At 46.3% G+C, this 12569-nt stretch carries 10 protein-coding genes and 1 other annotated feature; all 10 genes read right to left on the bottom strand.

From position 1 onward, the window contains the following. Positions 1 to 4: 4 nt before the first annotated feature. Positions 5 to 985: a tryptophan--tRNA ligase gene (trpS, locus tag ACMQ5W_RS18235; protein ID WP_419026390.1), complete on the bottom strand. Its 981-nt coding sequence runs from the start codon at positions 983 to 985 to the stop codon at positions 5 to 7. A 55-nt stretch (positions 986 to 1040) separates the two neighbouring features. Next, on the bottom strand, positions 1041 to 2276 hold the full coding sequence (locus ACMQ5W_RS18240) for a phenylacetate--CoA ligase family protein (RefSeq protein ID WP_419026391.1): 1236 nt from the start codon (positions 2274 to 2276) through the stop codon (positions 1041 to 1043). A gap of 67 nt (positions 2277 to 2343) precedes the next feature. Next, positions 2344 to 2592, bottom strand: a binding site (T-box leader). Between the two features lie 455 nt (positions 2593 to 3047). Further along, positions 3048 to 4469, bottom strand: a complete 1422-nt coding sequence (locus tag ACMQ5W_RS18245) for a glutamate synthase-related protein (protein WP_419026392.1) — start codon at positions 4467 to 4469, stop codon at positions 3048 to 3050. 66 nt (positions 4470 to 4535) lie between these two features. Beyond that, positions 4536 to 5402, bottom strand: a complete 867-nt coding sequence (locus tag ACMQ5W_RS18250) for a YitT family protein (protein ID WP_419026393.1) — start codon at positions 5400 to 5402, stop codon at positions 4536 to 4538. Further along, positions 5383 to 6726 carry a DNA methyltransferase gene (locus tag ACMQ5W_RS18255; RefSeq protein ID WP_419026394.1) on the bottom strand — a complete coding sequence of 448 codons (1344 nt, stop codon included), beginning with the start codon at positions 6724 to 6726 and terminating at the stop codon, positions 5383 to 5385. Before ACMQ5W_RS18255 ends, ACMQ5W_RS18250 begins: the two co-directional genes overlap by 20 nt. Further along, positions 6623 to 8512: a YgiQ family radical SAM protein gene (locus tag ACMQ5W_RS18260; RefSeq protein ID WP_419026395.1), complete on the bottom strand. Its 1890-nt coding sequence runs from the start codon at positions 8510 to 8512 to the stop codon at positions 6623 to 6625. The genes ACMQ5W_RS18255 and ACMQ5W_RS18260 overlap by 104 nt, the downstream gene beginning before the upstream one ends. 56 nt (positions 8513 to 8568) lie before the next feature. Beyond that, positions 8569 to 9654 carry a BMP family lipoprotein gene (locus tag ACMQ5W_RS18265; protein ID WP_419026396.1) on the bottom strand — a complete coding sequence of 362 codons (1086 nt, stop codon included), beginning with the start codon at positions 9652 to 9654 and terminating at the stop codon, positions 8569 to 8571. Positions 9655 to 9713: 59 nt separating this feature from the next. Next, complete coding sequence (locus ACMQ5W_RS18270; protein ID WP_419026397.1) at positions 9714 to 10343, bottom strand: NUDIX hydrolase; 630 nt, start codon at positions 10341 to 10343, stop codon at positions 9714 to 9716. Positions 10344 to 10408: 65 nt separating this feature from the next. Continuing rightward, entirely contained in the window at positions 10409 to 10831 is a 423-nt protein-coding gene (locus tag ACMQ5W_RS18275) for a hypothetical protein (RefSeq protein ID WP_148491764.1), read from the bottom strand. 154 nt (positions 10832 to 10985) lie between these two features. Further along, on the bottom strand, positions 10986 to 12533 hold the full coding sequence (locus ACMQ5W_RS18280) for a YfcC family protein (RefSeq protein ID WP_148491763.1): 1548 nt from the start codon (positions 12531 to 12533) through the stop codon (positions 10986 to 10988). Positions 12534 to 12569: the final 36 nt, after the last annotated feature.

Consider the following 12569-nt stretch of genomic DNA (forward strand, 5'->3'; position numbering starts at 1 on the left):
GATGTTACAGGCCCAGACCAAAGTTTTCTTTCACTCTCTTCATGGTCTGCACAGAGATGGCGTTTGCTCTTTCGGCGCCGTCTTTGAGAATAGCAAGCAACTCCTCAGAATGCCTGATTTCTTCATATCTGGCTTTAATTGGAGCCAAGGCTTCAACGGTGACCTCCACCAAATCTTTCTTGAAGTCGCCGTATCCTCTGCCCTCATACTCTTTTTCCAATTCAGCCAGGGATTTGCCGGACAAGACGCTGTAGATGTTCATCAGGTTGCTGATTCCCGGCTTGTTTTCTACATCAAATTTGACAACGCCTTCTGAATCTGTCGTCGCTTTCATGATGGATTTCTTAATCTTAGCCGGATCATCCAGCAGCGAGATTCTGCTGTGGATGTTCTCGGCAGATTTACTCATCTTCTGGGTAGGATCATCGAGAGCCATGATTCTTGCTCCTTCTTTCAGATACCTGCCTTCTGGAATGACAAAGGTTTTTTTCCTGGTGTTATTGATTCTCGTTGCAACGTCTCGACAGAGTTCGATATGCTGCTTCTGGTCATTGCCTACAGGCACTACATCTGTATCATAAAGCAGGATGTCTGCAGCCATGAGAATCGGATAGGTGAATAGCCCCGCCGGTGCTGACTCCTGGTTTTTGCTCTTCGCTTTGAATTGGGTCATTCTGGACAACTCTCCTGTGTAAGAATTGCAGGTCAGAATCCATGACAGCTCCGCATGTCCCGGTACATCGGACTGAACGAATACGATAGATTTCTTCGGGTCGACGCCTACTGCCAAATAAAGCGATGCAACATCGAGAATGTGCTCTTTCAGTTCCTTAGGATCCTGGGGCAAGGTGATGGCATGCATGTCTACGATACAATAGATGCACTCGTGATCCTCCTGCAGCTCCACAAACTGCTTCAATGCGCCTAAATAATTACCTAAATGGATATTTCCTGTCGGCTGTACGCCGGAAAACACTCTTTTCATCTTTCTTCCTCCCTCAATTGGAATATACATATTCTACTATATTTCAATGTAATTGTTAATATCTATTGTCAAATATTCTCGTCGTTTTCTTTTCACTTCTAGGAAGTTCACCCATGACGACTCCCATCGGCTTGATCTGCAGTCCTACCTTTGTCTTAAAAGCAGCTGCGACTTCCTTTTCGACGGTCTTTTTGTCCGCCCCCTCCACGGTTTCAAAGAACAGGGTCATGATGTCTTTACCGTTCATATGGTCGATCATCACCTGATATTCGCTGCTGACCCCCTTGACATCGCGGAGAACGTCCTCCACCTGTCCCGGATAGATGTTGACACCCTTTACCTTGATCATGTCGTCGCTTCTGCCGATGATGCGGTCGATTCTCGGGAATTTGGAACCGCAGCCGCACTTTTCAGGAATAATGCGTGAAAGGTCGTGGGTTCTGTATCTGATCAAAGGCGCCCCTTCTTTGCGTAAGGTCGTGATGACGACCTCGCCGATTTCTCCATCAGGCAGCACTTCGCCAGTCTTCGGGTCGATAATCTCGATGTAGACAAAATCGTCCCAGTAGTGCATCGGTTCGTCTTTGTGGCAGCTGATGCCGATTCCCGGTCCGTAGACTTCGGTCAACCCATAGATGTCGTAAAGTTCCACACCCAGTTCATCTGCAATACGATTTCTCATCTTGTCGCCCCAGCGCTCAGAACCGATGATGCCTTTTCTCAAATGAATTTTTTCTCCAATTCCTCTTTTTTCGATTTCTTCAGCCAGAAGAAGTGCGTAGGAAGAAGTGGCGCAGAGTACCGTACTCTTGAGGTCTACCATCATCTTTAGCTGCTTTGCCGTGTTGCCCGGACCCATCGGAATGGTCATGGCACCCAGTTTTTCTGCGCCCAGCTGGAAGCCGATCCCTGCCGTCCACAGCCCGTATCCCGGCGTAATCTGAATTCTGTCCGTGTTGGTGATGCCCGCTGTCTCATAGCATCTCTCAAACATCAAAGCCCAGTCTTCAACGTCTCTTTTTGTATAAGGAATGATGATCGGTGTTCCTGTCGTACCGGAAGAAGAATGGATTCTGACGATTTCTGCATCTGGCACAGCCTGAATGCCAAGGGGATAGACCTCCCGCAGCTCATCCTTTTCCGTAAAAGGAATCGCTTCGAAATCAGCCTGTGTTGCCAAGTCCTCTGTATTTAAGCCGGCGAACTTCTTCTGATATAAATTGCCGTCATACTGTTTTACCTTGTTGATCTGTCTCTTAATCAAATCGTATTGTTTGTCATTTAACTGCATTGTGTTTACCTCTTTTCTGATATTCTGAGTGGGTATGAGGCAATAAAAAAGCCTTTGCCCCATAACGATAAGGGACAAAAGCTATACTTCTGCGATACCACCCTAATTCGCCTGCCTTCACAGACAGACGCACTCTGGACATACTAGCATATGTCATTCGATGTCACGGTCGAATCCCGTCTCCCCTACTCAGCTCTCTGCCTTTCGGTTTGCCCTCCCGAGTCCATTGGCTGCCACGTCCACTGCTGTAATCTCACCATCTACAGCTCTCTCAAAGCGACCTTTGCCAGTTACTACTCTCGGTCATCGGTTTTGATGTTTTCTATTCATTTCTATATTTAGGGATTTTATCACAGGTTTTTTCTAAAGTCAATAGGGAAAATTGTACTTTTGCTCAAGCTTCTGCGTCATATACCCCTGCCCGGTATAATGGCGTGTATCAAACAAAAAAGTGCCATAACTGTCCAGTTTTCGCTAAAATCAGGCAGATTTGTCTATTCACAGTATATAACTTTAGCTTCGGACCACCTGCGAAACCGCACAAAGTCAGAAAAACTGCCATATACAGACCAGGGCAATCTATATATGGCCTTCTAATCCATATTGTCCTCGTTTTCATTTCCTTTAACGACGACATACCCCTGTCCGATTTATAAAAAGTGCCATAACCGATCTGTTTTTTGCCCTTTTCTGGCACTTTGCGCACTCTATGAAGAGATTCCGTCTACGTAATATGTGGCAGAATCAAAATTAATTCTGCCACACTCTCTATTATGCATGTTCAATATCGGTAAACTCTGAAATCTCTCTGCTGATGGTACAGAGGTCCTCAAGGCCCAGCCCGTGGATATCCTCATGGCCTGTGATTCTGGCAAAGGTGCGCAGTTCATCAGCGCTGACATTGAGGAAATTGGCCACTCTCTCTGCTGCCGCATCTCCTTTGAGGCGTTTGCGCAATTCCGGATCCTGGGTTGCTACGCCGACAGGACAGTTTCCGCTGCCGCAGATGCGATACTGCTGGCAGGCTGCCGAAATCAATGCTGCAGACGCGATGGCCACTGCGTCTGCTCCCATGGCGATGGCTTTGGCGAAATCAGCAGAAACGCGAAGACCGCCAGTGATAACCAATTCGATGTCACTGTGAACAGAATCCAGATATTTTCTCGCCCGATGCAGTGCGTAGATAGTCGGCACGCTGGTCGCTTCTCTTAGGAAAAGCGGGCTGGAGCCAGTAGCACCGCCGCGGCCGTCGATGGTGATGAAATCTGGTTCTGCAAATACACAGAATTCCAGATCCTTTTCAATCTTGCCGGCGGCGATTTTGATGCCGATTGGTCTGCCTTCTGAACGCTGGCGAAGTTGGCTGACCAGAGCCTTCAGGTCTTCCTTCGAGTTGATGTTTGGGAATTTAGACGGGCTCTGTACATCCTTGCCCTGCTCCTTGCCACGAATCGCTGCAATTTCGGCTGTCACCTTGTCTCCAGGCAGATGTCCGCCCATACCTGGCTTGGTGCCCTGTCCAATTTTGATTTCGATGGCATCCGCCTCGCGGAGATTTTGGTCGCTCGCACTGTACAGGTTCGGTACGTATTCAAAGATGTATTTATAGGCTGCCGCCTTCTCCTCTGGCAGGATGCCGCCCTCGCCGCTGCACATGGCAGTCTTTGCCATGGCGCTGCCCTTTGCCAGGGCTGTCTTAGTCTCCGCAGACAAAGCGCCGAAGGACATGTGGGATATGTAGATGGGGCTTTCCAATACCATAGGCTTGGCCGCCTTCTTGCCAATGACCGTCTGTATATTGACTGGTGCATCATCGTCCAGCGGAGGCGGATTCAGCTGCGCGCCGAGAAGCAGGATATCGTCCCAGTCCGGCATAGGCATCTGGGTGCTCATGGCTGCATGAAGAGATTCACCCGACACTGCCATCTCGTGAATCTGATCCATATAACGGCAGCTGTCGTCATGTCTTAGGAAGGCGGCATCATAGGCCAGCTCGTTTTCCACTTTCTTGTCTGAAGCTGGTGCAGGCGCTGCTTTCTCGCCATCGACCGGATTACCTTCGTCGTCCTCGATCAACTCAAAATTATCGATAGATGAGCCGCACATGAAACATGCGTCCAGATCAGTGATCTTCATCCCTTCCTTTTCTTCATCAAAAATATACTTACATACTCTGCATTGATATTTTGCCATTTGTATCCTCCTCTTCATTTTGTGTAACCTATGTTATATGATACCACAAAATCTACTTGAAAACCATCATACATCTTTGTCGATACTGGTGAACCCTTTGCCGCTGCCCCATACCGTATCCACATGAAGGACAGTGACAAAGGCAGCCGGGTCCGTCTGCGCGAGAAATTTTTTCAGCAGCATGCTCTCTCTCGGCGAGCAGAGCACCACCAGTTCTTTCTTTTCTACGCCAGTAAACTCCCCTACCATTTTTCGGCTGGAAACGCCGCGGTCCAGGCTCTTCATGACAAATTCGATGGTTTCTTCTGCTTTTGAAGTGATGATGTCCACCTGGACAATCTTCGTCTCGAAACCGTACATGATGAAATCCACCATCTTTGAGGCGATAAACTGAGTCACCAAGGCGTAGAGCGCGATATTGCGTCCATAGATAAAAGCCGAAATGATGATGATGCAGGCGTCCAAGGCGAGGAGAATCTTGCTGATATCCACCTGGGGCATAAACTTCTTCTTGATGATCTTGGCGATGGACTCTGTTCCGCAAAAGGCATAACCTCTCCAAAAGACGATTCCGTTGCACACCCCTGAAAACACACCGCAGAAAATGGCGGCCAGAATCACATCCTTTTCTTCCAGCAGTTTAAAATCAAAGAGTTCTAATACGAACAGAATAGCTGGATACATGATTGTCACTACCAAAACTTTCTTCGCTTCCTTGAGGCCGATGGTGGCAATGACGACAATCAAAATCACAAATGCGCCGGCATAATACATCAACGAAAAGTCAAGGTTGACATAATACTGCATGATTCTTACGATACCAGTCAGGCCGCCAATCGTCAAGCCGTTGGGTATCATCACTGCCGTAGTGGCAAAAGCGCCGATGGCGCAGGCTAAAATCAGAAAAAAGTAATCAACGATTCTCTGTCTCATTGTTTCCTTCATATTCTATCCTTTCAAACACGACATTTCCAAAGATATCTACAATCTTTACGCAAATAGGGCTTTTCCCTGCAATAATTTTTTCATAAGAGGTCGTAAGTTCTCCCTTTGTTCTCACGAAGATGACCTCGGGGCGATGGACGCCGTCTGTATGATGAAAATCGATACTCCAGCCTTCGACCATCTGCAGTGAGTCATCTTTTAGAACTTGCTTCACCCTGTCCTTCGACTTCTTCTCTACAGTCCTAGCTAGTTCCCGCTCCTTCAAGGACACCAGGCTTAACTTCAAAAGGCGTTTATCAGAGGAAGGAATCTCCTCTTCTCTGATTTCCACGACTGCATCTATTTTTGCCTTCCCCTTCGGTTTTAAATCAAAAACCTGGAAAGATTCTTCCTGTCTGGCCAGTCTTTTTATGGTACTTTCAATGGCCAGACTGCCTGAATCGCAGGCGATAAATCTTCTGTCCATCTGTCCAGCTGTTGCAGGCAGAGTTCCGCTGCCACAGAAAAAATCTGCACAGATATCGCCCTCCCGGGTACAGCTCTCGATCATCCGTGAAAGAAGCTGCTCTGGTTTCTGCGTTGCATAACCGGTTCTCTCCGCGGAAGTCCGTCCTACCATATCTATGTTCCACACGTCCTTCATATTCACCATGGTGTACCAGCCCATTTCGTCCTTATATTCTTTCACGCCTTTGAAACGATAAGGCTTGAACTGCCTGTTGTAGGATTTCTCCCGCAGAGGGTAAAACTGATACTTTGGTCCTTTGGCATATACCAAAATCGTATCATGCTTTCTGGCGAAATGTTTCTTGCTGGTCCCCCCGGATTTGTAAGTCCAGATGATTTCATTGACAAAGTTTTTCTCTCCGAAGATTTCATCCATCAGAACCTTTGCATAGTGCACCACATGCCAGTCCAAATGCAGCCAAATCAGACCGTCATCGGCCAGCAGATCTTTCATCAGATAGAGGCGCACCGCCAGCATCTTCAGATATTCAGAAAGACCTTTCTCCCATTTGTCGCCATATGCCAGATGTTTGATGTTGGTGCCTGCAGCCTTGACCACAGCATCATAGTTAGATTTTGAAAAAAAGGGCGGATCGATATAAATCATCTGTATTTTCCCCGCCATATGCCGCTCATCGAGCAAAGTCTTCATGAAAACTTTGTTATCACCATGGCAGAGCAGGTTCTCCCCGTCTGACGCCTCAGCTCCGACTTCTTCTGTGAGAAGCAGCGGTTTCGCGCTTACGTTTTTGTACTGTCTTTGACTTTCCCCTATCATCTTTGCGAATTCTTTTATCAGACTCATTTGCCTTTCCTCTGTTTCCGCCTAGCAGACAGCCTATCAGGTCTTCTCTGCCAGCTTTTTTCAGGGCTTTGATTACAGTGTTCTTATTTTCAGGCTTATTATAGTGAATCAATGCCCTCTGCATCTTCTTCTCTTCTATATCCTTAGCGACGTACACCGGCTTCATAGTAAAAGGATCTCGTTCCGTGTAATACATACAGGTTGCCAGGGTTGCCGGCGTAGGATAAAAGTCCTGCACTTGATCAGGTACAAAGCCATATTCTTTCAAAAATAAAGCCAGCTCTATGGCGTCAGAAAGAGTGCTGCCTGGGTGAGAGCTGATCAAGTAGGGAATCAGGTATTGCTTCATGCCCAGTTCTTCGTTGATTTTCTTGTATTCTCTGGCAAAGTCTATGAACACCTGTTTCTCCGGTTTGCGCATATAATACAGCACTCTGTCAGAGATGTGTTCCGGTGCCACTTTCAGAGTTCCGCTGACATGGTGCTCACACAATTCTCTCAAAAAAGTCTTATCCTTGTCAGCCATGACATAATCGTAGCGGATACCCGACCTGATAAATACTTTTTTTATTCTGTCTATCGATCTGACAGCCCTCAGTACATCCAGATAATCACTGTGATCCACCTCCATGTTTCTGCACGGATGAGGATAGAGACAGTCCTGATTCTTGCAGACGCCGCTTGCAAGCTGTTTCCTGCAGGCAGGTTGTCTGAAATTAGCCGTTGGACCTCCGATATCGTGAATATAACCCTTGAAATCCTCTTTTGTTGTCAGTTTTTCTGCTTCTCGGACGATGGATTCCTTACTTCGGCTCCTCACCTGTCTGCCCTGGTGATAGGTCAGAGCGCAGAAACTGCAGCCGCCGAAGCAGCCACGGCTTGACACGATGCTGAACTTGATTTCTCGGAACGCCGGTATGCCGCCTTCTCTTTCGTACATGGGATGATATTCATTCTCAAAGGGAAGTTCGTAGATATCGTCCAGCTCTTCCCTGTCCAGCGGCGGCTGTGGCTGATTCTGTATCACATATACTGTTTCCGCATACTTTTCAGCAAGACGCTTTCCGTTGATGTAATCATTGTTTCGATATTGCAGGGCGAAGCTGCGGCAATAGGTTTCCTTGCAGACTGCAATCTGCTCAAAATCCGGCAGGCACACCGTATCCTCATCCATTTCAAGGCACTTTGCCTTATAACAAGTCCCTCTGATCCAACAGATATCACCCACCTCTATGCCGGATTCCAAAGCTTCCGCAATCTCGATGATGGCGCGCTCACCCATGCCGTAAATCAATAGATCTGCTTTTGCATCCAGCAGGATAGATCGTCTTACCTTATCGCTCCAGTAGTCGTAATGTCCCAGACGCCGAAGGCTTGCTTCGATGCCGCCGATGATAATTGGCACATCCTTGTATGCCTCTCTGGCTCTGTTACTATATACGATCACTGCCCGGTCCGGCCTGCGTCCTGCTTTTCCTCCCGGTGTATATTCATCGGCCTTCCGCCTGCGTTTAAAGACGGAATAATTGTTGACCATAGAGTCAACGGTTCCACTGTTAATCAAAAATCCCAGGCGTGGCTTTCCAAAACGCTGAAAGTCTGCTGCCGATTGATAGTCAGGCTGCGCCAGAACGGCCACCCTGTATCCTCTGCTTTCCAGCAGGCGCCCGATAATGGCTGTGCCAAAAGAATGATGGTCAACATATCCGTCCCCTGTAACGAGAACAAAATCCACCTGTTCCCATCCTCTTTTTTCCATATCTTCTCTCGTAACTGGTAAAAACATCTCGATCCTTTCCAAACAAACAAAGGGGCAGGCTCGGCCTGTCCCCTGATTTAAGGTTAATCCACTGTGACATTCACAAAATTCAGTTGTTTCTTTTGCGTCAAAAGGCTCACCTTCTGCGCGTCTTCGCTAGTGGCAATATTTAGCTTTCCATTCTTCAGACTCTGATAGAGGGCATCATAACTTTCCTGATCAAAGACTTCAAATCTGGAAGTTTTCACGTCAAGGCCGACTGCATCCTCAGACGCCCCCAGTACAAGATTGCTCCCGCCGGCAAGCTCTCCGTTATAAAAGGCTGCAAGTTCTGTCTGCACAGCAATTCCACATTCTTTTACTGCTGAGGTTATGACATTTTTGGATTTTGCATTCATATCAGATCCACAAGCGATGACCTTTGTATTTGCGATATCAGCTTCTGTCTTTACAGAATCAAAGATATCATTTCCGCAGGCAAAAATCACCTCGGTCCCATCTTCGTACCAGGTTTCTGCTTTCTTTTGAATATCTGCTGCCGTTTCTCCTTCTTTTTTGTAGCTGTAGTTGATCTCGGCAACGACACCGATATCCTCCGCAGCATCATTGCAGCCCTGAATAAATCCATAGCCGTAATTCTTCATGGATGGAGTGCTGTTTTCACCCATAAAACCTAACGTCCGATATCCATCTTCTACTGCTGCATAGCCAGCCAGGTAACCGAGTTCATTTTCGGCAAACTTGACACCGACAGCGTTGGTTCCTGTCTCTTGGCCGCCTTTTTTGTCTGTCGGATATCCGTCAATCAAGAAAAAGGTCTTGTCCCCATATTTCTCTTGCGCAGTGTGAATCACTGTTTCAAATTCTTCTCCACAACAGGCGATTACAGAAGCACCGCTTTGGACTGCCTGATCGATCTGTTCTAATCTGGCATCTGTTGAGTCTTCACTGGGCTCATAATATTTATAGGTGAGGCTATTCTCCTCTGCGTATTCCCGCAGCCCCTCCCAGGTGCTCTGGTTATATGCCCCATCGTCGATAGATCGTGACTGGGACGTTGTAATCATTGCGATTTCATAAGTATTGGTACTTTCCGCCTCCTCCTTACCACAAGAAAAGAAGGTAAAAATCATGGCTGCACACATCATAAACACTAGTATTTTCTTCATTTGCATTCCCTCCAAATTTAGCGTAATTCTTCCCATTAACATTATAGTCTAATCCGCATTCATTGAAAAGGACTTTTTCCCTGCAGGACTTCTATGAGATTTTCTGTAATTCTGGCAGTCAGCCCCCAGATAATTCTGCCGTCTATATCATAGATGGGAATCTGCCAGTTACCGACTCTCCACTGATAATCTTTTCCGATTCCCACTTTGTCATAGGGAAAATTCTCATCGATATCAGTAAAGATGTTTTCGCTGTGAACCTCTGGCGGATTCTCTATGAACTTCGAAAGCGGCACAAGAAAAATCTCGTCTACTTCTTCGCTTGCCAGTTTTGCCTCTTGATAAGCCTCATAAGGGATGATTCCCATATATGTGAACAGCGTATAGTTTGCATAGCCGTAAAGGGTATCCCCCTGGCTGATCAGTTCAATTTTGTCTGGCGGTATACCGATTTCTTCAAAAGTTTCTCGCACTGCCGTATCTCTCGGGTTTTCACCCTTTTCCACATGTCCGCCTGGAAAACACACCTCTCCTGGCTGTGACTCCATGTTCTTCGCCCTCACTTCAAAGAGCAGGTGCACGCTGCCATTCTTTTCAACAAAAGGCACCAGAACCGAGAAAAACTTGTGCTTGCCGATCGGTTTTGCGGCCCAATTTTCATAAATGTTTCTGATATCATCTAGCGTCAAATTCAAAATCCCCTTTCACAAAAAAATAAGGGGCGGTCATCCGCCCCTACCCATGTCGTGATAAATTAATTGAGTATTTCGTATTCAGAGAAATCTACGCCGATCATTTCTTCTTTTTCGGCACTTAAGCTGACAACAAAGTCCATTCCATAATTCTTTGAGATGACTTTCAGTCTGCCAAGGAACTCTGGAAGATCTCCTAATGAAAAATCTGCATGCTTGAGAATACTGTCGATGTAAATCGTTTCGATATCGTGATCGGAACTGATAATTCCATAAATAAAGCCTATGTATTCATCACTGTTGGTGATGTGCTCGTATTCTTCCATGCAGACTACTCTGATCTTATATTTCAAATCGTACATTAACCTTGAGTTCTTATTAATGAAAATGAGACTTCCATTACTCTGCTCAACCTGCTCATTTGCAAGATCGATCATCTGTTTTGTTTTTCCTGTTCCTTTATGTCCAACCAATAATTTAACCATGATTATTGTCCTCCCGTTCTTTTGTATTATTGTTATTATACACTAACCCCGAATTACATTCAATGTTTTTTTAGATAAAATAGAGATGGAAAAAAATATGCAGAGAGGGAAACCCTAAGCTTGCCCTCTCTGCAAAAAATTCTATAGGAACGGATTAAACGATGCCTACGTATGGTGCTACAGAAATGATCACTGCCGCAACCACTAAAATCGGTACAAGAATCTTCGCCCACTGTTTCAGGAAGACGTTATACGGTACGCCCGACATTTCGCAGATACCCATGTTGGTGGATTCCGGATAATGTCCGCAGACGAAGTTGATGCCGCAGGTAAATACGGACAACAGAACCGTCTGACCTCCCAGAGAACCTGCACTGGAAGATGCAAACAAGGTGAATGCTAATACGCCGAAAATCGGCATGGTGATGCCGGCAACTCCACTTGTGGACTGCAGGAAGATACCGATGAGCAGATATACGCAGATACCAGCCACAACAAAAGCCCAAAGCGGTACACTGCTGAGAATGTTCTGAATCCAGTAGATAAACGTAATGCTCATGCCTTCTTCACTAGAACCCATGAAGATAGAGATTCCTCTGGATGCGGCCAGTACCAATACTACGCCCACCAGGTCTCTTGCACCTTCTGCAAATACGGAAACGAACTGCTTTTCTCCCATTCTGTTGATGACAGCTACGACGATGGCACCGATCAGCCATACTGTTGAAAATTCGTTAAAGTACCAATCACCAAACGGCATAAATTTGTCAGTTCCTACGAAGTTTCCAAGGAAGCTGCCGCTGATGGCGTTCTGCAGGCCGTTGACATAGTCATAAGCCGTACCGTCGCCTATAGGGATGGAACCCCAAGGAATATACCCGATGATGCAGATCAAAATCATAATGATAAATACAGCTAATGAAGCCTTGCGGCGTCCCGTCAATTCTGTATTCCCAGATTCAGTTTCTGTCAAAGCCGTATGAGTGTCCAAACCAGCCACACAGGACAGATCCGGATTTTTCTTCACTTTGTTTGCGTACTTGATGACAGAGAAGATTCCCATTGCCAGCATGACGACAAAGAGCAGCAGTCTCAAGGTGATACCAGATCCCAGCGACAACTCATCGTTACCGATGGCCGCAACGGCTGCACCGATAGAATAAGGATTTACAACACTGGCCATGTTACCTACGGTGGCGCCGATCAGAATAACCATCATACCGGTGACGACGTCATAACCGGCTGATACAAATAATGGAATAATAACGATTGCATAAGCAGGAAGTTCCTCCCATGCACCATAAACAGTACCCATCAAGGCGAATACAAACATCAGAATTGTGATGAGGGTGTTTCCTTTAAAGCGCTTTACCAATCCGCCAATACCAGCATCCAGTGCGCCAGTGCTGTTGAGTACAGCCAAGAATCCACCAGAGATCAAAATTGTAATAGCGATATCCGCAGCAGAGATGAATCCTTCAATCGGGGCTAAGAAAAAGTCCCACAGTCCTACAGGATTGGTTCCCGCATTTTCAATAATATTACCATCGCCATCAAAGGCTGCATTGAAATGGATGATGTTTTCTCCAGCATCATTGGTGGTAACCACAGATGTCGGCACAAACCAAGTCAAAACAGCTACAACCGCAAGGAAAATCATTACGATTGTCAACGCTGAAGGCATTTTAAATGTCTTTTTCATGATAATTTCTCCTAATAAATATATTTTTTCTTTTGT

The organism is Emergencia sp. (assembly GCF_048465375.1).
Taxonomy (GTDB): Bacteria; Bacillota; Clostridia; order Peptostreptococcales; family Anaerovoracaceae; genus Senimuribacter.

Excerpts from the sequence above, each read along its gene's own strand:
- ACMQ5W_RS18275 (WP_148491764.1), bottom strand. The coding sequence starts at position 10,831 with ATGGTTAAATTATTGGTTGGACATAAAGGAACAGGAAAAACAAAACAG.
- ACMQ5W_RS18280 (WP_148491763.1), bottom strand. The coding sequence starts at position 12,533 with ATGAAAAAGACATTTAAAATGCCTTCAGCGTTGACAATCGTAATGATT.
- ACMQ5W_RS18260 (WP_419026395.1), bottom strand. The coding sequence starts at position 8,512 with ATGTTTTTACCAGTTACGAGAGAAGATATGGAAAAAAGAGGATGGGAA.
- ACMQ5W_RS18250 (WP_419026393.1), bottom strand. The coding sequence starts at position 5,402 with ATGAGACAGAGAATCGTTGATTACTTTTTTCTGATTTTAGCCTGCGCC.
- ACMQ5W_RS18265 (WP_419026396.1), bottom strand. The coding sequence starts at position 9,654 with ATGAAGAAAATACTAGTGTTTATGATGTGTGCAGCCATGATTTTTACC.
- ACMQ5W_RS18240 (WP_419026391.1), bottom strand. The coding sequence starts at position 2,276 with ATGCAGTTAAATGACAAACAATACGATTTGATTAAGAGACAGATCAAC.
- ACMQ5W_RS18245 (WP_419026392.1), bottom strand. The coding sequence starts at position 4,469 with ATGGCAAAATATCAATGCAGAGTATGTAAGTATATTTTTGATGAAGAA.
- ACMQ5W_RS18255 (WP_419026394.1), bottom strand. The coding sequence starts at position 6,726 with ATGAGTCTGATAAAAGAATTCGCAAAGATGATAGGGGAAAGTCAAAGA.
- trpS (WP_419026390.1), bottom strand. The coding sequence starts at position 985 with ATGAAAAGAGTGTTTTCCGGCGTACAGCCGACAGGAAATATCCATTTA.